This window comes from Herbidospora yilanensis (assembly GCF_001570565.1).
In the GTDB taxonomy this organism is placed as follows: Bacteria; Actinomycetota; Actinomycetes; order Streptosporangiales; family Streptosporangiaceae; genus Herbidospora; species Herbidospora yilanensis.
Genome location: NZ_BBXE01000043.1, coordinates 22,989 through 42,932, shown reverse-complemented (window position 1 = coordinate 42,932; position 19,944 = coordinate 22,989). Strand labels below are relative to the sequence as shown.

Here is a 19,944-nt window from a genome sequence, read left to right as displayed (position 1 = left end):
GGGAAGGTCAAGGAACCGTCCCGCTAGGCGCGAAATGCGGGGAATTGCGGAAGCGCGCCCGGATCTCCACGCGTGACTTGCGCCGTCGTACGCGATCTCATGACCCCGATCGAATTGTTCGGGGGACGAGGAGAATCGTGCGACACCATCTTGCCCGGATCGCCCTGGTGGCCATGGCCCTGATCGGCCTGGCCCCGCCCGCGCTGGCGGCCGACCGGCCGGACTTCCGGATCACCCGGTTCCTCGGTGAGCAGCGGTTGCCGCACCTGACTCAGGTCGAGGGCACCACGTTCGGCGGCATCTCCGGGATCGACCGCGACCCGGCCACCGGGACCTGGTATTTCATCTCCGACGACCGCTGGCGCTACCAGCCGGCCCGGTTCTACACCGGAAAGCTCGACATCAACCGGCGGACCGGCGAGTTCCGCGGGGTGTCGATCAAGAGCGTCCACACCCTGAAGCGGCCCGACGGCTCGCCCTACCCCGCCTACGCGCAGCCCGACTCGGCCGACCCCGAGAGCATCCGCTGGGACCCGCTGAACCGGAAGCTGGTCTGGTCGAGCGAGGGTGACCGGCCCGACCCGCAGAACACCGCCATCCCGCTGTCGCAGCAGTTCATCCGCTGGGTCAACCGGCAGGGCGAGCACGTCCGGGGCCTCCAGCTACCCGACAACCTGCTGCTGACCGACGAGAACCGGGGGCCGCGCCGCAACTTCGGCATCGAGGGCCTGACGCTGACCAAACGCCGGATCACCGCGATCGTCGAGGGTCCGCGCTTCGAGGACGGCGCCCCGCCGACCGTCGACGGCGGCGCCCCCGCCCGGATCACCGTCTGGAACCGCGAGGGCCGGGTCCGCGCCCAGTACGCCTACCCGATCGAGAAGCTGCCCGCCGCCCCGATCCCGCCGACCGGCGCCACCGACAGCGGGGTATCGGAGCTGCTGGCCATCGACGACCACCGCTACCTGGCGCTGGAGCGGTCGTGGATCGAGGGCGTCAACTACCGGGTGCGGCTCTACGAGATCGACCTGCGCGGCGCGACCAACATCCTGAACCGCGACAGCCTGATGACCCGCATGTTCTACCGGCCGGTCCGCAAGACGCTGGTCCTCGACATCAACCGGCCCGAGCCCACGCAGAACCTCGAAAGCCTGGCCTGGGGACCGCGCCTGAAGACCGGCGAGTGCACCCTGGTGATCGGTTCCGACGACAACTTCTCCGCCGAGGAGTCGACCCAGTTCCTCCTGTACGCCGCCAAGGGCTGCCCCGTGGCGCACGGCAAGGCCCATCAGAAGTAGCGGAGCCAGATGTAGGCCCACGCCATGGTCGTGCTCAGCAGGGTCACCACGATTCCGTAGCGGGTGAACTGCCAGAACGAGATCGGGTTGCCCGTCCGGGCGGCGATGCCGATCGCGACCACGTTGGCGCTGGCCGCGACGGCCGTGCCGTTGCCCCCGAAGTCGGCGCCGAAGGCGAACGACCACCAGAGGGCCTGCGAGGTCTGCGGGTCGGGGGCGGCGGCGGCCATGCCCTCGACCACCGGGGCCATCGTGGCGACGTACGGGATGTTGTCGAAGAACGCCCCCAGCACGGCCGATCCGAAGAGAAGTGACGTGGCGGCGGCGAAGTGGTTCTGGCCGAACAGGTCCACGGTCCACTCGCCGATCGCCCGGATCGCCCCGGTGTGGGTGAGCCCGGCGACCATCACGAACAGGCCCATGAAGAAGACCAGCGTGGGCCATTCGACCTCTTTGAGCACGTCCGAGAGGTCGACCTTGGTGACCAGCAGCATGACGCCGGCGCCCACCAGGGCGACGATCGACGGCTGGAGGTGCACGACCGAGTGCAGCCCGAACGCGACCACCACGCCGCCCAGCACCGCCAGCGACTTGATCAGGAGCCGCGTGTCGGTGATGGCACGCCTCTCCTGGAGGGCCATGACGGCCGCGACGTGCTCGGGGTGGTATTCGAAGGACTTGCGGAACAGCGGGTAGGTGAGCAGCACGAACGCCGCGAAGATCACGACGACGGCCGGGGCCATGTGGATCAGGAAGTCGTTGAAGGTCAGGCCCGCGCGGCTGCCGATGATGATGTTGGGCGGGTCGCCGATCAGGGTGGCGGCGCCGCCGATGTTCGAGGCGAGGATCTCGGCGATCAGATAGGGCTGGGCCGGGATGCGCAGCCGGTTGCAGACCATCACCGTCACCGGTGCGACCAGCATGATCGTGGTGACGTTGTCGAGGAACGGCGAGGCGACGGCCGTGATGGCCATCAACATGACCATCAGCCGGTAGGGCCGCCCGAGTGACCGTTTCGCCGCCCAGATGGCCAGATAGTCGAACAACCCGGTCTGCTTGACCACCCCGACGATGACCATCATGCCGAGCAGCAGGAAGATGACGTTCCAGTCGACGCCGGAATGCTCGGAGAAGAACACTTCCGCTCCGGGCGCGAAACCGAGGACGGTCATGACCCCGGCGGCGATGAGAACGACCTTGACCTTGTCCGCCTTCTCCGTGGCGATGAAGTAGAACGCGATCACGAAGACGGCGACGGCGAGGATTGCGCTCATCCCGGCCTGGCCAGCGGAACGGTGGGCATGCGAAAACGACCTCCGGGCAAGTGAGGGGTTGGACGCCGGCGGGGACCGCCCGCACAGTCACGGCCGCCGGCGCCCAAGTCAGAAAAGGTCAGGCCTCAGATGGACAGGCTGATCAGCAGACGTTCGAGCGTGATCGCGCCATGGAGTGTGCCGTCGTCGCGTACCACCGCCACCAGCGGGCTGCGGGCCCGCGCCATCAGCGCGGCGATCTCCAGCAGCGTCGCCCCCATCGGGACGGTAACGGGTCGGGCCACGGGTTTGGGCAGGCAGTCGCCCACCGTCAGGTTGCCGATCTCCTGCCAGAACACATCGGCATGGGTCTCGTCCAGCGTCCGCGCCAGGGCGGGGTCCTCGTGGATGCTCAGCGGTATCGCCAGCCGGAGCACCTGGGTGCCCGGCAGCACCGTCCAGGGCCGGCTCTGCCCGTCGACCACGATGAGGCCGGGGAGCCGGTTGAGGACCATGATCCGAACCGCACGGACGACCGGGTCGGTCGAGGTCACGGTCGGCAGGGTCGCGGCGATGTCGCGCGCTTGCATGTCACCATCCACTCGCGCCGGACGGGAGGTCGCGTAGGTTTCGGTCACGGCCTGTCACCTCCGGAGTTAGGAACTCCTTCAGTCTTCCTTGCAACCTTTTGTCCGACTATGGGGTCTGGCACCCATCTTCGGGGCCCCGCAGCCTGCATGGACAGAACCGACAAGCCTTGCCAACCTGGAACCATGGGGCCCTTGTTCTGGCGACTGTGCGTGATCAACGGCGCGGTGTTCACGATCGGCGCGCTCGCGCTGGCGTTCTCGCCGGCGACGGTGTCCTCGCCGGTCCTGCTCCGCGAGATCCTGGTGCTGGGGGCGGGGCTGGCCCTCATCCTGGTCACCAACGCGCTGCTGCTGCGGCGCAGCCTGGCGCCGCTCACCACCCTCACGGCGCTCATGCACCGCGTCGACCTGCACACCCACGACCGGGCGGTCGACCGGGGGAACGGCGACCTGACCTACCTGATCGACTCCTTCAACACGATGCTCGAACGCCTGGAGACCGAACGGTCGTCGGCCACCGCCCACGCCCTGGCCGCCCAGGAGAACGAACGCCAGCGCATCGCCCGCGAGCTGCACGACGAGATCGGCCAGAGCCTGACCGTGGCGCTGCTCGGCCTGAAGCGGGTCGCCGACCGCGCCCCCGCCGAGTTGTCGGAGGAACTGCAACTGGTCAGAGACACCGTGCGGGGCAGCCTCGACGAGGTCAGGCAGGTCGCCCGGCGGCTCCGCCCGGGGGTGCTGGAAGACCTCGGCCTGCACAGCGCGCTGACCGCGCTGACCGCCGACGTGGCCCCCGCCGTCGACGTGACCCGCCGGATCGAGGCGCTGCCGCCGCTCACCCCGGAGGTCGAACTGGTCATCTACCGCATCGCCCAGGAGAGCCTCACCAACGTGGTGCGCCACTCCAAGGCCTCTTCGGTGCGGCTCTCGCTCCGCCCTGAGGGTCGCGACCTCGTGCTCAAGATCACCGATGACGGAATCGGCGGCGCGCGTGCCGACGGAGCCGGAATGCGGGGTATGCAGGAACGGGCGCTGCTGATCGGCGCCCGCCTGACCGTGACGTCGGAGCAGGGCACCGAGGTCACGCTGACGATACCCGGGGTGATCTGATGACGCGGATCCTGCTGGCCGACGACCACGCGCTGGTGCGCCGGGGGGTGCGCCTGATCCTCGACGCCGAACCCGACCTGGAGGTCGTCGCGGAGGCCGCCGACGGCGCGGAGGCCGTCGACGCCTGCCGGGACCAGGACGTCGACCTGGCCGTCCTCGACATCGCGATGCCCCGGATGACCGGCCTGCAGGCCGCCAGGGAGATCTCCAAGCGGTGGCCGGGCATCCGCATCCTGATCCTGTCGATGTACGACAACGAGCAGTACTTCTTCGAGTCGCTCAAGGCCGGCGCCTCGGGCTACGTGCTGAAGTCGGTCGCCGACCGCGATCTCATCGAGGCCTGCCGGGCCGCCGTACGCGGCGAGCCGTTCCTCTACCCCGGCGCGGTCACCGCGCTGATCCGCGACTACCTCCACCGGCACCGCCGGGGCGAGGCGCTGCCCGACCAGATACTGACCCCGCGCGAGGAGGAGATCGTCAAGCTGATCGCCGAGGGCAACTCGGCGAAGGCCATCGCCGAGACCCTGGTCATCAGCCCGAAGACGGTCGACCGGCACCGCGCCAACATCCTGGCCAAGCTGGGCATGAGCGACCGGCTCGACCTGACCCGCTACGCGATCAGGGCCGGCTTGATCGAGCCTTGATCGACCGCTCGTCCAGCACGACGGCGTCATGCCAGGGCGCGCGGCCGGAGAACTCCATGGCCCCGGCCGCCAACGCGCCGAGAGCCAGGAGAGTCATGATCACCGGCCATGCGATGGGCGACGGCTCGTCCGTGGTCCAGACGCCGACGATCCCGCCGGGGGCCGAACCTTCGAGGTAGCGGATCTCGAACGGCTCGCCCGCCTTCGGCAGCGGCTCTCCCCTGGGGATGTAGACGAAGCCCACCTGGGGCACGCCCCCGGCCGGGGTGAACTCGACGTACACCTTCCGGTATTCGATCTCGACCACGGTCCCGGTGGCGGGCTTGCCGTAGGTCGGCCCATACCACTCGTCGTAGAGGAAGAACGCGGCGGCCGCCAGGATCACCAGACCCATGAGCCCTATCAGGACGCCGCGCACGCGATGGCTCATCGACGAGGGGGTCTCCCGCCCGCTCTCGTTCGCCTTGGCGAGGGCCTCGTGGTATTCGGCTAAACCGGCGTCTCTGTCGAACGTGGCCATGGCACCCCGCCCCTATTGAAGATCACCCCATTCGTTTCGTTTTACCCGGCTTGCACCGGGCGGAAACGGGACCGCAGGCGGCGGAGCATGCGGGCGTCGTCGAAGCCCGCCTCTCTCGCCGCCGCCTCCACCGTCGTACCGTGGCCGATCAGGTGTTCGGCGTGTTCCATCCGGAGCGCCTGCTGGTAGCGCAAGGGAGTGAGGCCGGTGGCGCGGGTGAACAGCCTGGTCAGCGTGCGTTCGCTGACGCCCGCGTGGGCGGCCAGGCGGGACAGCGGCAGGGGTTCGGTGAAGCGGGTGTCGATCAGGTCCTGGACCTCGTGGACGGTGTCGTCGAGGTGGTCACGGTGCCGGAGCATGGCGCTGGCCTGCGGTTCCGTGCCGTTGCGGCGGGCGTAGACGACCATCTCGCGGGCCACCCGGGCGGCCTTGGCCGGGCCGTGGCGGGTCGTGACCACGTGGAGGGCCAGGTCGACGCCGCTGGCGATGCCGGCCGAGGTGATGACGCGGTCGTCCACGGTGAACAGCACGTCGCGGACGACGGTGGCCCTCGGGTGGCGGCGGGCCAGGTCGTCCTGGAGGTCGTGGTGGGTGGTGCAGCGGCGGCCGTCGAGCAGGCCGGCCGCGCCGAGCGCGCGGGCGCCGGCGCAGACGCTCGCCACCACGCCGCCCGCCTCGTGGTGATGCCTGAGACCCGCGAGCAGGCGGTCGGAGAGATGGGTCTCGCCGCGCCAGCCGGGCACCACGACCAGGTCGTCCACGCCCAGAGCGGGCCACTCTCGCCCGGCCACGACCGGCAGTCCCTGGGCGCTCATGACCTGCGGGTGGTCGGCGACGTAGGCCAGGCGGTAGCCGGCCGTGTCGAACACCTGGGCCGGACCGGCCAGGTCGAGCAGGTGCACGCCGTCGACCAGGGCGAAGACGACCAGGGTCATACCAGCTCAGACACCATCGCGATGCGGGCGAAGCGGTCGCGGAGCACCGCCTCGGTGCGGGCGACGATCTCGTCAGGGGAGAAGCCGCCGACGCCCTCGGTGGTGGTCGCGTCGCTCACGAAGACGACCTGATAGCCAAGGTCACTGGCGAGGCGGGCGGTCGTCTCCACACACTGCTCGGTACGGATCCCGCACACCACCAGCTCCCGCACCCCGGCCTCGACGAGCCGCTGCTGGAGGTTGGTCGTGGTGAACGCGTTGTGGGCCGACTTGCGCAGGATCGGCTCGCCCGCCACCGGCTGGTCGAGCTCGGCCAGCAGCATGACGTGCCCCGACGCGGGGTCGAACACCCCGCCGCTGCCCGCTTCCTCGTGCAGCACCCAGACGACGAGGTCACCCTTCGAGCGGGCCGCCCGGACCAGCCGGTTGACCGGCTCGGCGATCTTGGGATTGCCGATCAGGTCCCACTCGGGGCGGGCGCGGAAGGATTCCTGGACATCGATGACGATCAGCGCTCGGCTCATGTCCACCAGTCTGACCTGGTCGGACACCGGGAGAACAGGCCGGATCGGGTCCCGCCCCGGACCGATCCGGTCACGTGCGCGACAGGAACTCCCGGGTGCGCGGGTGCTGCGGCGACCCGAAGATCTGGTCGGGATGCCCGCGCTCCAGCAGCACCCCGTCGGCCAGAAAGCACACCGTGTCGGCGATGTCGCGGGCGAAGCCCATCTCGTGGGTGGCCAGGATCATCGTCATGCCCGACTCCTTGAGCTCCCTGATCACCCCGAGCACCTCGTTGACCAGGGTCGGGTCGAGCGCCGAGGTCACCTCGTCGAGCAGCAGCAGCCGGGGCTGCGTCGCGATGGCCCGGATGATCGCCACCCGCTGCTGCTGGCCGCCCGACAACCGGTCGGGGTAGTCGCGGGCCTTCGACTCCAGCCCGAACCGGGTCAGCAGCTCGCGTGCCTGCTCCTCGGCCTGGGCGCGGCCGACGCCATGCACCTTCCGGGGGGCGAGGGTGATGTTGTCGAGCACGGTCATGTGCGGGAACAGGTTGTAGGCCTGGAAGACGATGCCGATCCGCTTCCGCACGTCGTCGGGGTCGGCCCGGACGTCGGTGATGTCGGCGCCGTCGAGCAGGATCGCGCCGTCGTCGACGGTCTCCAGCAGGTTCACGCAGCGCAGCAGGGTCGACTTCCCGGAGCCGGAGGCCCCGATGAGGCAGACGACCTCGTGCGAGTCGACGGTCAGGTCGACGCCCTTGAGGACGTCATGGTCCCCGTACCGCTTCCAGACCCCGTCGACTGTGAGGAGGGTCATGTCGCGCCTCCGCGCTGACGTGCCGCGCGGGCGGCCAGATGGTCGGTGAAGCGGGCCAGCGGCACCGTGAGCGCCACGAACAGCAGCGCGGCGGCGACGTAGGGCGTGTAGTTGAACATCTCGGCCGCGTGGATCTGCGCCTGCCGCAGCGCCTCCAGGGGCCCGAGCATGGCGACGAGCGCGGAGTCCTTCTGGAGCGACGCGAAGTCGTTGAGCAGCGGCGGCACGACCCGCCTGACGGCCTGCGGGACGACGACGTACCGCATCGTCTGCCCATGTGACAACCCGAGCGAGCGCGCGGCGGCCTTCTGGCTCGGGTGAACGGAGTCGATGCCCGACCGGAACACCTCGGCGACGAACGAGGTGTACGACAGGATCAGCGCGATCGTGCCGAGCACCACCGGATCGCTCGGCACCCCCTGGAGCTGGAGCGCCGGGACGCCGAACCCGACCAGGTAGATCAGCAGCACGACCGGGATGCCGCGGAAGACGTCGGTGTAGAGCGCGGCGAGCGCCCGCAGCGGGAAGAACACCGGCGACCGCAACCCGCGCACCAGCGCCACCCCGAGCCCGAGCACCAGCACGATCGGCTCGGCGACCAGGAAGATCACCACGTTCAGCAGGAAGCCCCGGAGGATGTCCGGCAGCGACGCGACCAGGGCGTCCCAGCTGAAGAAGGTCTCCCGCACCCGGGGCCAGCCCGGCGAGGCGAGCAGCCCGAACACGACGAGGCCGGCCACGACGATCGTCGAGATCGTCGCGGCCGACACCGAGCGCCGTCCCTGGGCCCGGAGAAGCTTCTCGCGCTCCTTCTGGCGGTCGCTCTTGACCCAGGCGGTGGTCACGAGAGTTCGGGCGCGCCCGCGGTCGCGGTCAGCCACTGCTGCTCGATCTCGCCCAGCTCACCTGACGACTTGAGCTCGGCCAGCGCCTTGTTGACGCAGCTCACGAGGGTGTTGCCCTTCTCGAAGAGCAGGCCGAACTCCTCGGGCGTGCCGCCCGACGCGGCGAACTGCCCGACGATCTTCGACCCCTCGACCTGAGCGGCGGTGACGTAGAACGCGGTCGGCAGGTCGACCACGATGGCGTCGATCTGCTTGTTCTTCAGCGCGTTCACGGCGTCGATCTGCTGGTTGAAGACGCTCGGGTCGGCGCCGGGCCGGATGACCTCGCGCACCGCGCTCAGCGCGGTCGTCCCGGCCTGTACGCCGATCTTCGCGTCCTTGAGCGCCGCCAGGTTCGCCGCCGAGGCGAACTTCGAGTCGCCGAGCGCCACGACGGCCTGCTTGACCGTGTAGTAGCCCTCGGAGAAGTCGACGGCCTTGGCCCGCTCGGGCGTGATGGAGATCTGGTTGATGTCGAAGTCGAACTTCTTCGGCCCGGGGGCGAACGAGGAGTCGAACGGCACGGTCTCCCAGGCGACCTCCTGCGGCGTGAACCCGAGCCCCTTGGCGACGGCCGCGGCGACCGCGCCCTCGAAGCCCTGCCCGTTGGCGGGGTCGTCGTCCTTGAACCAGGGCTCGTACGCCGGCTTGTCGGTGCCGATGGTCAGCTTGCCGGGCGTGACCAGCTTGAGGCCCTCCTTGGCGCACGCGTCGGCGGCGGGGCCTGAAGCGGTGAGCTCCGCCACCGGGGGCGGCGTCTCTTCCGGGGCGCAGGCGGTCGCCAGGATGAGCACACCGGCCGCCAGGACTAGCGAGGAACGGTGCATGAGGGAGCCTCCGGGGTCGTACGTGACTAACCCCCAGATGATGTCGGAAATGTCCGACCTCGGCAAATACCCGGAACCGTTCCGATGTGGTCACAGAGTGTCTGCGAAATCCTTTCGCGATCTTGGATCAGCAAGCTGGGGCGCGTGCGGCTTACCTGGATCGGCCACCCCCTGACCCTGCTGGCCCTCGTGGTGCTCATGGTGAACGACCACGTGCTGAAGGCGGCGTGGCCGGGATTCGTGACCGGGAAGCTGAGCGACGTCGCGGGGCTCCTGGTCCTGCCTCCCCTGCTCGACCTGGTGCTGCGCCGCCCGGAGGTCTCGATCGTGGTCACGGGCATCGGGTTCACGCTGGTCAAGACGACTGCGGCGGGCGCGTGGACGGCCTCCGAGGCGTGGACGGCCGTCTGGGGACCGTCGAAGGTGCTCGCCGACCCCACCGACCTGCTGGCGCTGCCCGCGCTCTGGGCGGCCTGGTGGGCCTCCCGGCGGCGGGTTCCCGTGCGGGAGGCGGTGGTGCTCACGGTCGTCCCGCTCGCGGTGCTGGGGCTGGCCGCGTCGTCGACCCTTCCTGAGCGGCTCGGCGTCGCCTATGCCGCCGGGTCGGACGGCGACCGGATCACCGTCTACACCGAGGTGCCCGGCGCCGACCCCTATCTGGCCGGTCGTCACACCACCGACGGCCGGAGCTGGACCTACGATCCCGACGTGGGCCTGGGGAAGGCGGCGGCGACCGCGTGCGTGCGGGAGCGCTGCCACCGGATCGTGCCGGGCCGCCTGAAGGTCGAGGAGTCGACCGGCGGGAGCTGGACCACCGCGTGGGAGGTCCCGGAGGAGACCCGCGACCGCCTGTCACGCGCCCACGACCCTTCCGGCCGGACATCGGTCGAGTCGGTGTCCGTGGCCGCGACCGAGCGGCTGGTGGTCGTCGCGAACGGCGCCGACGGGGTCGTCGTCCGCGACGAGACGGGCGCCTGGCGGCGTGTCCCGATGAGCGCCCTGGGCGGTCGTCACCCAGCGGTCTCCCTGACCACCCCGGGCCGGCACGACACCTTCGACTACACGCTGACCGCCGGGGTGCTCGCCGCCCTGCTGGTCCTGGTCGCGGGCTCCCGGAGAGCCTGGGTCGGCGTCGGCGCGGTCCTGGTGGCCGCCGGCTGGGTGCTGGCGGCCTGGACGCGGGACGCCCTCCTGGTCGCCCTGTCCGTGGGCGGCCTGTTCGCCGCCCCCGGGGTCCTGGTGTTGTGCCTGGCCTACGACCGGCGCAGGATCCCGTGGAAGGTCCCCTTGGCGGCCCTGGCCTTCGGGATCACGACCTTCGGCGCGACCACAACGGTGTTCGCCTCGTGGAACATCGGCCTGCTGACCTTCTACGCCGACGCCGTCCGGCTGGCGACCGTCCTGTTCGTGGTGCTGCTCGTCCTCGGGGCCGTGGCCGGGCATCGGGCGGGGCGGGGGCATCGGCGTACGTACGATCCGGTCCCAAAATGATCACGGGTATCGGTTTCAGGGCGCCTGGCGCTTTCTCTTAGGGAGTGAGGCATACGTGGGTCGGCCAGCCCCAGACCGTGCTGGCCCTGGTCGTTCTCGTCGTGAACGACCACATGCTGAAAGCGGCCTGGCCCGGGTTCGTGACCGGGAAGCTCAGCGACGTCGCCGGGCTGATCCTCTTCCCCGCGCTGCTCGACCTGGTGATCAGGCGCCCGGGGGTCTCGATCGCGATCACGGGGGTCGGGTTCACGCTGGTCAAGACGACCGCGGCGGGCGCGTGGCTGGCCTCCGAGGCGTGGACGGCCGTCTGGGGGCCGTCGAAGGTGCTCGCCGACCCGACCGACCTGCTGGCGCTGCCCGCGCTCTGGGTCGCCTGGTGGGCCTGTCGGCATCCGGTGCCCGTGCACAAGGCCGTGGTCTACCTGGTCGTCCCGCCCGCCGTGCTGGCGGTGGCCGCGACGAGCGCCGCGGCGTACGACTGGCCCTATGAGGCCCGCAACGTCGAGTCGGCGGGTGACGAGATCGTCGTCCACACCTCGGGCGGATACGGCCACGGCGACGACACGATCGCCTACCGGACCCGCGACGGCGTCACCTGGCACAAGTGGATCTCGCTCGAACAACCCAAGCCGGTGACCCGGGCCTGCCTCCCCGACGTCTGCTACCGGATCACGCCCGGTCGCCTGCGGGTCGACGAAGGACGCGACGGGCGCTGGACGACCGTTTGGCAGGTCCCTGACGAGGTGCGCGACCGCCTGGCGCGCAGCCATCCCGAGATCCCCTACAGCAACGGTGAACCGGTGGGGGCGGTGAGCGTGGCGGTGACCGAACGGCTCGTGGTGGCCGCGAACGGCACCGACGGCATCGCCCTGCGGGACGCCGGGGGCGCCTGGCACCGGCTGGGCCTCGGCCCCGACGGCTTCGACGCCGCCCTGGCCGCGCCGTTGACCACACCGGGCCGCTATGACGTGCTCGACCACGTGGCGGTGGCGGCCCTCGCCGCCGCGCTGCTGGCGGTCTTCACGGGCACCCGGCACCCCTTGGTCCTGATCGGCGGGGCCTTGATGGTCGCCGGCGTGCGATTCGGCCTGAGCACGGCCGAGGATTGGGGCCTTCTGGGGCTGGCCAACGGGGTGCTGCTGTGGTTACCGGGAGGCGGTCTGGTCGCCTGGGGGGTCGCGCTGGCCGCGCCGCCGGCGCGACTGGCCGCGGTGACGGTGGTCTCGGGGCTGCTGGGCGGGCTGGCCGTGCTGGCACCGTTCGCCGGCTGGAGTCACGGCTGGCCGGACTTCTACGCCCAGGCGAGCGACCTGGCCAGGGTCACGTTCATGGTCATGGCGATCGCGGGAGCGGTGGCCGGATTCGTGACGAGCAGGCCGCGATGAGGCCGGCCCCGTGGATCGCCCATCCGCTGACCGTGTTGTCGCTGGTCGTGCTCGTCGTCAACGACCACCTGCTGAAGTTCACCTGGCCCGGGCCGGTCACCGGGAAACTCAGCGACGTCGCCGGGCTGATCCTGCTGCCGGCCGTGCTCGACCTGCTGATCCGCCGCCCGGCCGTCTCGATCGCGATCACCGGCGCCGGGTTCACCCTGGTCAAGGCCTCCGAGACCGGCGCCTGGCTGGCCTCCGAGACCTGGTCGCTGGCGTGGGGGCCGTCGGTCATCCGCGCCGACCTCACCGACCTCCTGACCCTGCCCGCCCTGTACGTCGCCTGGTACGCCTCCCGGCACCCGGTGCCCGTGGGGAGGACGGTGGTCCTGCTGCTGACCCCGGCCGCCGTGCTCGCGATCACCGCGACCAGTCCCGCGCAGCCTTATGTGCCGCCCGCCGCCTACTCCACCCAGGTCATCGGTGATTCGATCATCGTCCACACCGGGGAGCTAGGGGAATGGGGCGGCTACGCGACCACCGACGGGCGGGCGTGGCTGCGGTGGTCGGCCCTGAAGAGCCCGCCGCCCTCCGTCTCGTCGTGCGCGGCCGGCCGGTGCTACCGGATCGTGCCCGGACGGCTGATGGTCGAGGAGTCATCCGGTGGAGGCCACTGGACGACCTCCTGGGAGTTGTCGGAACACGTACAGGATCGGCTCCGTCGTGCCGACCCGGCCGACCTGCCCAGGCTGGCCCCGCCGGTCGAGTCGCTGAGCGTGTCGGCGCTCCCCGGGCTGGTCGTGGTCGCCAACGGCGCCGACGGGGTGGCGGTCCGCGACGCCTCGGGCGCATGGCGGCGGCTGGGACTCGACTACGACGGGCCCGACGAGGCGCTCGCGGTGCCGGTGGACGCGCCCGGCCGCTACGACGACGACCTGCCCCGCCACGCCGCGCTGGTCGCGATCGCCGCCGGGCTGCTGGTTCTGGTGCTCGGGACGCGCAGCGTCGCGTTCGGGCTCGGCGCCTTGGCGCTCTCGGCGGTGGCGTGGGGGTGGATCGCGCCGCACCCCGACACCGGCAGCATGGTCTTCCCCATGGGTGTGGACGTCTTCGTATGCAGAATCGCGCTGCCGCCGATCGCGGTCCCCCTCGCGATCTTCAGTGCGGCTGACGCGCGGCCCCCGTGGTGGGTCTGGCCCTTCGGAGCCGGCACGGGCGTGGTCACCTGGCTGGTCGTGGTGGCTCCGTTCGAGGCCTGGAGTGCCGGGTTGGTGCCCACCTACAACCAGGCGACCGTGCTCGCCGTCGTGTTCGGCGCGGTGACGGCTGCCACAGGCGCGTGGGTCATGACCCGATCCGCAACACCGCGGCGCCGTTCACTCGGTCCTGGGCCAGATCGGTGAGCGCCTCGTCGGCGCGGTCGAGCGGGTAGGGGGTGGTCTCGACGGTGAGCGGGTGCTCGGCGACGAACTCCAGGAAGGCCCGGCCGTCGGCGCGGGTGTTGGCCGTCACCGAGCGCAGATCGCGCTCCTGGAACAGGTGGCGCTCGTAGTTCAGGACCGGGATGTCGGTCAGGTGGATGCCGGCGACGGCGAGGGTGCCGCCCCGGTCGAGGGCTTCGAGCGCGGTCGGCACCAGGTCGCCGACCGGCGCGAACAGGATCGCGGCGTCGAGCTTCTCGGGCGGCTGGTCGTAGGCGCCGCGGGCCGAGGCCGCGCCGAGTTCGAGGGCGAGCCGCCGCGCCTCCTCCGACCGGGTCAGCACGTGGACGGTCGCGCCCTGCTCGATCGCGACCTGGGCGGTCAGGTGGGCGGACGCGCCGAACCCGTAGATGCCGAGCCGTCCGCCGGGGGGCAGGTCGGCCCGCAGCAGCGACCGGTAGCCGATGATCCCGGCGCACAGCAGCGGCGCGAGTTTCTCGGCCGGATAGTCCTCGGGCAGCGGATAGACGTAGTCGCGCGGCGCGACGAGATATTCGGCGTAACCGCCGTCGGCGTCCCATCCCGTGTACGTCGAATTCGGGCACAGATTCTCGTTCCCCTGCCGGCAATAACGGCAGGTGCCGTCGGTCGACCGCAACCACGCCACCCCGACGCGTTCACCGGTGTCGGCGATGCGCCCGACCGCCTCGTGGCCGGGCACGGTCCGCGGCCGGTGAACGTCGAGGTCGCCGTCGAGAAGATGCAGGTCGGTACGGCACACGCCGCAGACCTCGACCTTCACGAGCACCTCGCCCGGCCCCGGCACGGGGACCGGCAACCGGGTGAACTCCAGCGTGCCCGGCCGGGCCACCACCCAGGCGTTCATCTCCACACGTCCGACGATAGGCGGCCCCCCGCAAGGAATTGACAAAAGGTAGCCAATAGCCGCATTTGCGAGCAGACAAAACGAATATCGCACCTCTTACTGGTGCTGTGGCCACAATCATGTCGAACACGACGCGTTATCTCTGCGCGGCCGGATATCTCGACACCCGGTTCCGCGAGGCGGTTCTCCGGGAACTCACCCGCGACCCCTACCGGGGCGTGGCCCCCTCGGCGGGCGACTTCGACGTGGTCCCGGTGGTGCGGCACTGCCTGCGGGCGCGACGGTTGATGGCGTACCGGGATCTGCTCGTCTCCCTGGTGATCGCGGCGGGCATGGTCCTCGACTTCTGGCGGATCGTGAGCTGGCTCGTCGTCCTGGGCGGGTTCGTGTGGTTCCGGCACTCCCGCAGGGGCGGCCCGGTCGTCGTGATGGGCGTCGGGGTGCTGCTGATGGTCAAGGTGCCGTGGCTGGAGGCGCTGGTCAGCGGCCAGCCGGTCGACCTGGGCACCATGCCGCTTGGGATGTCGCTGATCGTGCTCACCGTGGTCGTGGTGGCGGGATTCCGGGTCAGGGCCGGAGTGATCCTGGCGAGGAGGCTGCGGGCCGGCGCGGCGGCCCCGCCGGTCGACGACCCGAGGCTCGACTACCTGGTCCGCGCCCAGCACGGCAACCTCACGTTGTCGAAGCGGGCGTTCATCGGGTGGGGGACGGTCCGCGAGACGTGGCCCTCGCCCGACCTGGAGCTGCCGGAGGGGGACCACGTCTTCGTCGCCTCAGGGGTGCTGGAACCCGGTTCGCCGCTGCTCGACCACGCCCGCCCAGTGATCACCGTGACCGAGGGTCCCCGCTGCTACCGCCGGGTGGTCCTCCAGGACGACGAGATCGTCGTCACCGCCTTCCTGCGCGCCGACGGCCGTTACGGCGAGGTCGTGGTGACCGTGCTGCCGCCGGTGGCCGACGACTACCGGCTGGCCGACCTGCTGCCGCGCGGCCTGCTGAAGATCGCGCGAGGCTCGTTGTCGGTCCGCGGGGAGGAACTGGCCGTGGACGTCCTCCTGGCGCCGGTGCGCCTGTGCCGGCTGTTCGCGCCCAAGGCCAGAAGGCCCGACGTCGCCTATGACCACGGCGCCCGGCTGTCCGTACGGGAACTGGGTGCCGGCCCCCTCACCTGCGTGCAGGAACTCGACGTGCAGCGGCAGGTGACCCAGTTGCGGGAACGGCTGCGCCCGCGCACGCGGCTGACCCAGATCATCCCGGAGAAGATTCACTGACCAGGCGGTCGTAGTTCTCGCGGGCGGCGGCGATCTGGGTCTGGTGGGCCTCGGTCCAGGTCACCAGGGCCTGGATCGTCTCGTGCAGGCTCTCGCCGAGCGGGGTCAGCTCGTAGTCGACGCGGGGCGGGACGACCGGGAAGACGGTGCGTTTGACCAGGCCGTCGCGTTCGAGGTGGCGCAGGGTGCGGGCGAGCATGCGCTGGCTGATGCCGTCGATCTCCCGCTTCAACTCGGTGAAACGCATCGTCTTGTGGTCGAGGAGCGCGATCACCAGGAGCGACCATTTGTCGGCGATGCGGTCGAGAATCTGCCGCACTTCGCAGTCTTCGCGGCTGTCCCATTGGAATGCGTCGTAGTCGGGGCCGGTATCTCCACAGTGACCGGGTGTCAAAAAAGTCCCGTCTTCCATAGCTCGCCATGGTTACCCAGGATGGAGTCGCTTACAAGAGGTAACCGACTCAGGGGGCTGCACATGCGCACGTGGGGCGTGCTTTTCGTGTTGTGCGGAACGATTTTCATGGAAGGCGTCGACGTCGCTCTGCTGAACGTCGCCCTTCCGGCCATCAGAGCCGATCTCGGATTGTCGACGGGGGTCCTGAGCGGGGTGGTGTCGGCCTACGTGCTCGGGTTCGGCGGGTTCATCCTGCTGGGCGGGCGGGCCGCCGACATGCTGGGCCGGCGGCGGATGTTCCTGCTCTGGCTGGGGATCTTCGTCGTCTTCAGCGGGCTGGGCGGGCTGGCCACCGAGGGATGGATGTTGCTGCTGGCGCGGTTCGTCACGGGGGTGGCGGCGGCCTTCATCGCGCCGGCCGGGCTGTCGCTGATCACCAACAACTTCGCCGAGGGCACGTTACGGAACCGGGCCCTGGTCATCTACGGCGCGGTCGGCGGCGCCGGATACTCGCTCGGCATGGTCGCCGGGGGCGTGCTGACCACGTTCGGCTGGCGGTGGGTGTTCTTCGCGCCGGTCATCTTCGCCTCGCTGCTGCTCGCGGCGGCGGTCCCGCTGATCCGCGACAACGGTGAACGCGCCGGGGGCCGCTTCGACCTGGCCGGGGCGTTCACCGTGACCGGCGCGATGTTGCTGCTCATCTACGGGGTGGTCCGGCTGGAGCAGCCCGACCTGTGGGCGGTGCCGATCTTCGCCGCCGGATTCGGGCTGGTCGCGGCCTTCGTCGCCATCGAACGCCGGGCCGAACACCCGCTGCTCCGCCTCGGCCTGCTGAAGACCGGCACGATCGCCCGCACCAATGTCAGCGCGATCCTGTTCATGGCCTCCTTCTCGGCGTTCCAGTTCCTGGTCACCCTGCATCTGCAGGAGGAGCGCGGCTGGTCGACGCTGGAGACCGGGCTGATCATGGCGACGATGGGGGTCGACGCCATCCTGGGGCCGACGGTCACCCCATGGCTGATCAGGAAGTACGGCACGGTCCGGGTGATCTTCGCGGGCGCGGCCGTCGGGGCGGTGGCCTACCTGCTGTTCCTGCCCACGGGCGTCGACCGGGCCGCGCTGGCCATGCTGCCCGCGCTGCTGCTGGTCGGGGTGGCGTTCGCGCTGGCCTACGGGCCCTACACGATCGCGGCGACCGACGGGGTCGCCGACCGGGAGCACGGCCTGGCCGGGGGCCTGCTCTACACGTGCACCCAGTTCGGCATGGCCCTCGGGATCTCGGCCGCCACCGCCGTCTACGCGACCGGGTCGCTGCACGCCGCCCTGTTCATCCCCGTGGTGGGAGCGGCCCTGGCCGGGGTGCTGGTCGCGGCGAGGGCCGGCAAGCCGGAGACCGTCTTCGCCTAGAAGGTCCAGTCGCGGATCTCGGGCGCGTCCTCCCCGTGTTCACGGGTGTACGCACGCGCCCGCAGCCGCGCGTCGGTCATCTCCTGGCGCAGGGCGGCGTACCGGACCGCCAGCCCCTCCACCCGGTCGATCACGTCTCTGACCAGGTGGAACCGGTCGATGCCGTTGAGCATGGCCATGTCGAACGGGGTCGTGGTGGTGCCCTCCTCGCGGTAGCCGCGCACGTGGAAGTTGTCGTGGCCGTGCCGTTTGTAGGTCAGCCGGTGAATCAGCCAGGGGTAGCCGTGGAAGTTGAAGATCACCGGCCGGTCGGTGGTGAACAGGGCGTCGAACTCGGCGTCGGGCAGGCCGTGCGGGTGCTCGGCCGGCGGCTGGAGGCGCATCAGGTCGACGACGTTGATGACGCGTACCCGCAGGTCGGGCAGTTTCTCCCGGAGCAGCGAGGCGGCGGCGAGGGTCTCCAGCGTCGGCACGTCGCCCGCGCAGGCCAGCACCACGTCGGGCTCCTGCCCGGCGTCGTTGGAGGCCCACTCGATGATGCCGAGACCGCGGGTGCAGTGGGTGACGGCCTCCTCGCGACCGAACAGGTGCAGGACCGGCTGCTTCCCGGCGACGATCACGTTGACGTAGTCCCGCGACCGGAGACAGTGGTCGGCGACCGAGAGCAGCGTGTTGGCGTCCGGCGGCAGGTAGACCCGCACGACGCTCGCCTTCTTGTTCAGCACGACGTCGAGGAAGCCCGGATCCTGGTGGGTGAACCCGTTGTGGTCCTGCCGCCAGACGTGCGACGAGAGCAGGTAGTTGAGCGAGGCCACCGGCCGCCGCCACGGGATCTCGCGCGCGGTGTCGAGCCACTTGGCGTGCTGGTTGAACATCGCGTCGACGATGTGGATGAACGCCTCGTAGCAGTTGAACAGGCCGTGCCGGCCGGTCAGCAGATACCCCTCCAGCCAGCCCTGGCACAGGTGCTCCGACAACACCTCCATGACCCGCCCGCCCGGCTGGAGGTGCTCGTCGGTCGGGAACATCGCCGCCTGCCACTCCTTCCCGGTCGCCTCGAAGACCGCTTGGAGGCGGTTGGAGGCGGTCTCGTCGGGGCCCATCAGCCGGAACGAGCGTGGGTTGCGGGCGATGACGTCGCGCAGGAAGGTGCCGAGCACCTGCGTGGGCGAGGCCGACTTGGTGCCGGGCCGCTCGACCGCCACGGCGTAGTCGCGGAAGTCGGGCAGCACGAGCGGCCGGAGCAGTTCCCCGCCGTTGGCGTGCGGGTTGGCGCTCATCCTCCGCGTGCCCTTCGGCACCAGCCCGACGACCTCGGGGCGAGGCCGGCCCGACTCGTCGAACAGTTCCTCCGGCCGGTACGACAACATCCACTCCCGGAACTGCTCCCGGTGTTCGTCGTTGGTGCGGACCTCCGGGAGCGGCACCTGATGGGCCCGCCACGTGCCCTCGACGGGCTTGCCGTCGACCTTCTTGGGGCCCGTCCACCCCTTCGGGGTCCTGAGGATGATCATCGGGAGGTGTCGCGGGCGGGTCGCGATCTCGTCGAAGACCGCGTCGAGGGTGCTCGCCATCATCGGGTGCACCTCGTCGGGGTCGTCGCCCTCGACGACGTAGGGGCGGTAGCCGTAGCCCTCCATCAGCTTGGCGAGCTCGGCCGGGGGGATCCGGGCCAGGAAGGCCGGGTTGGCGATCTTGTAGCCGTTGAGGTGGAGGATCGGCAGCACGACCCCGTCCTTGCGGGGGTGCCGGAACTTGTTCGAGTGCCAGCTTCCGGCCAGCGGCCCGGTCTCGGCCTCGCCGTCGCCGATCACGCAGGCCACGACCAGGTCGGGATTGTCGAACGCGGCGCCGTACGCGTGCGCCAGCGAGTAGCCCAGCTCGCCGCCCTCGTGGATCGACCCGGGCGTCTCGGGGGCGGCGTGGCTGGGGATGCCGCCGGGGAAGGAGAACTGGCGGAACAGGCGGCGCATGCCGGCGGCGTCCTGGGAGACGTCGGGGTAGAGCTCGCTGTAGGTGCCCTCCAGCCACGCGTGCGCCACCGTCGCCGGGCCGCCGTGCCCCGGGCCGGCGATGTAGATCATGTCCTGGTCGCGCTCGGTGATGATCCGGTTCAGGTGGGCGAAGACGAAGTTGAGGCCCGGCGTGGTGCCCCAGTGGCCCAGCAGACGCGGTTTGATGTGCTCCGGACGCAGCGGCTCGGTCAGCAGGGGGTTGTCCAGCAGATAGATCTGCCCTGCCGAGAGATAGTTGGCGGCACGCCAGTACGCGGAGACCTGCTGCAGTGCGTCCATTCGGGGTCTCTACCCGGCTTCGCGGGGAA

Annotated in this window: 19 protein-coding genes; 8 read left to right on the top strand and 11 right to left on the bottom strand. The window is 70.4% G+C overall.

Annotated features, from left to right (window positions below; translation table 11 throughout):
• Positions 1-137 precede the first annotated feature (137 nt).
• Positions 138-1,298: an esterase-like activity of phytase family protein gene (locus AW273_RS31935; RefSeq protein WP_062356493.1), complete on the top strand. Its 1,161-nt coding sequence runs from the start codon at positions 138-140 to the stop codon at positions 1,296-1,298.
• Here the strand turns inward: AW273_RS31935 and AW273_RS31930 are convergent.
• Both AW273_RS31930 and AW273_RS31925 read right to left on the bottom strand, forming a co-directional pair.
• Complete coding sequence (locus AW273_RS31930) at positions 1,289-2,572, bottom strand: ArsB/NhaD family transporter (protein ID WP_062356492.1); 1,284 nt, start codon at positions 2,570-2,572, stop codon at positions 1,289-1,291. The genes AW273_RS31935 and AW273_RS31930 overlap by 10 nt on opposite strands.
• A gap of 125 nt (positions 2,573-2,697) precedes the next feature.
• A complete protein-coding gene (locus AW273_RS31925; RefSeq protein ID WP_062356488.1) occupies positions 2,698-3,141 on the bottom strand; it encodes a CBS domain-containing protein in 444 nt (147 codons plus the stop codon).
• A 183-nt stretch (positions 3,142-3,324) separates the two neighbouring features.
• Between AW273_RS31925 and AW273_RS31920 the strand changes: the two genes are divergently transcribed.
• On the top strand, positions 3,325-4,251 hold the full coding sequence (locus tag AW273_RS31920) for a sensor histidine kinase (RefSeq protein ID WP_062356486.1): 927 nt from the start codon (positions 3,325-3,327) through the stop codon (positions 4,249-4,251).
• Positions 4,251-4,895 (top strand): response regulator, encoded by a 645-nt coding sequence (locus AW273_RS31915; RefSeq protein WP_062356483.1) that lies wholly within the window; start codon positions 4,251-4,253, stop codon positions 4,893-4,895. Before AW273_RS31920 ends, AW273_RS31915 begins: the two co-directional genes overlap by 1 nt.
• Here the strand turns inward: AW273_RS31915 and AW273_RS31910 are convergent.
• The 6 genes from AW273_RS31910 to AW273_RS31885 form a co-directional block, all read right to left on the bottom strand.
• Entirely contained in the window at positions 4,870-5,415 is a 546-nt protein-coding gene (locus tag AW273_RS31910; RefSeq protein WP_062356480.1) for an SET domain-containing protein, read from the bottom strand. The genes AW273_RS31915 and AW273_RS31910 overlap by 26 nt on opposite strands.
• A 41-nt stretch (positions 5,416-5,456) precedes the next feature.
• A complete protein-coding gene (locus AW273_RS31905; protein ID WP_062356478.1) occupies positions 5,457-6,350 on the bottom strand; it encodes a GlxA family transcriptional regulator in 894 nt (297 codons plus the stop codon).
• Positions 6,347-6,874, bottom strand: coding sequence for a cysteine hydrolase family protein (locus AW273_RS31900; RefSeq protein ID WP_062356594.1), 528 nt, complete (start codon positions 6,872-6,874; stop codon positions 6,347-6,349). Before AW273_RS31900 ends, AW273_RS31905 begins: the two co-directional genes overlap by 4 nt.
• A 70-nt stretch (positions 6,875-6,944) precedes the next feature.
• Positions 6,945-7,670 (bottom strand): amino acid ABC transporter ATP-binding protein, encoded by a 726-nt coding sequence (locus tag AW273_RS31895; RefSeq protein WP_062356475.1) that lies wholly within the window; start codon positions 7,668-7,670, stop codon positions 6,945-6,947.
• Positions 7,667-8,551: an amino acid ABC transporter permease gene (locus AW273_RS31890; RefSeq protein ID WP_232327696.1), complete on the bottom strand. Its 885-nt coding sequence runs from the start codon at positions 8,549-8,551 to the stop codon at positions 7,667-7,669. The genes AW273_RS31895 and AW273_RS31890 overlap by 4 nt, the downstream gene beginning before the upstream one ends.
• Positions 8,512-9,381, bottom strand: a complete 870-nt coding sequence (locus AW273_RS31885) for an ABC transporter substrate-binding protein (RefSeq protein WP_062356471.1) — start codon at positions 9,379-9,381, stop codon at positions 8,512-8,514. The genes AW273_RS31890 and AW273_RS31885 overlap by 40 nt, the downstream gene beginning before the upstream one ends.
• A gap of 144 nt (positions 9,382-9,525) precedes the next feature.
• On the opposite strand from AW273_RS31885, the gene AW273_RS38240 reads away from it, so the two are divergent.
• From AW273_RS38240 to AW273_RS31870, 3 genes are read left to right on the top strand one after another with little or no spacing between them, the layout of a single operon-like run.
• Complete coding sequence (locus tag AW273_RS38240) at positions 9,526-10,872, top strand: hypothetical protein (protein WP_062356469.1); 1,347 nt, start codon at positions 9,526-9,528, stop codon at positions 10,870-10,872.
• A 44-nt stretch (positions 10,873-10,916) separates the two neighbouring features.
• The gene (locus AW273_RS38235) at positions 10,917-12,257 is read left to right on the top strand and encodes a hypothetical protein (RefSeq protein ID WP_198168464.1); all 1,341 of its coding nucleotides are present in this window, start codon (positions 10,917-10,919) and stop codon (positions 12,255-12,257) included.
• Complete coding sequence (locus tag AW273_RS31870; protein WP_062356462.1) at positions 12,254-13,645, top strand: hypothetical protein; 1,392 nt, start codon at positions 12,254-12,256, stop codon at positions 13,643-13,645. The genes AW273_RS38235 and AW273_RS31870 overlap by 4 nt, the downstream gene beginning before the upstream one ends.
• On the opposite strand, the gene AW273_RS31865 is transcribed toward AW273_RS31870, so the two are convergent.
• The gene (locus tag AW273_RS31865) at positions 13,587-14,549 is read right to left on the bottom strand and encodes a zinc-binding alcohol dehydrogenase family protein (protein ID WP_062356592.1); all 963 of its coding nucleotides are present in this window, start codon (positions 14,547-14,549) and stop codon (positions 13,587-13,589) included. The genes AW273_RS31870 and AW273_RS31865 overlap by 59 nt on opposite strands.
• A gap of 119 nt (positions 14,550-14,668) precedes the next feature.
• Between AW273_RS31865 and AW273_RS31860 the strand changes: the two genes are divergently transcribed.
• Entirely contained in the window at positions 14,669-15,820 is a 1,152-nt protein-coding gene (locus tag AW273_RS31860) for an AbeC-like domain-containing protein (RefSeq protein ID WP_062356459.1), read from the top strand.
• Here the strand turns inward: AW273_RS31860 and AW273_RS31855 are convergent.
• Positions 15,798-16,139, bottom strand: coding sequence for a winged helix-turn-helix transcriptional regulator (locus tag AW273_RS31855; RefSeq protein WP_369409291.1), 342 nt, complete (start codon positions 16,137-16,139; stop codon positions 15,798-15,800). The two genes, AW273_RS31860 and AW273_RS31855, sit on opposite strands and share 23 nt — an antisense overlap.
• Before the next feature lie 156 nt (positions 16,140-16,295).
• Between AW273_RS31855 and AW273_RS31850 the strand changes: the two genes are divergently transcribed.
• The gene (locus AW273_RS31850) at positions 16,296-17,621 is read left to right on the top strand and encodes an MFS transporter (protein WP_062356454.1); all 1,326 of its coding nucleotides are present in this window, start codon (positions 16,296-16,298) and stop codon (positions 17,619-17,621) included.
• Here the strand turns inward: AW273_RS31850 and AW273_RS31845 are convergent.
• Positions 17,618-19,915 (bottom strand): phosphoketolase family protein, encoded by a 2,298-nt coding sequence (locus AW273_RS31845; RefSeq protein WP_062356451.1) that lies wholly within the window; start codon positions 19,913-19,915, stop codon positions 17,618-17,620. The genes AW273_RS31850 and AW273_RS31845 overlap by 4 nt on opposite strands.
• Positions 19,916-19,944 lie beyond the last annotated feature (29 nt).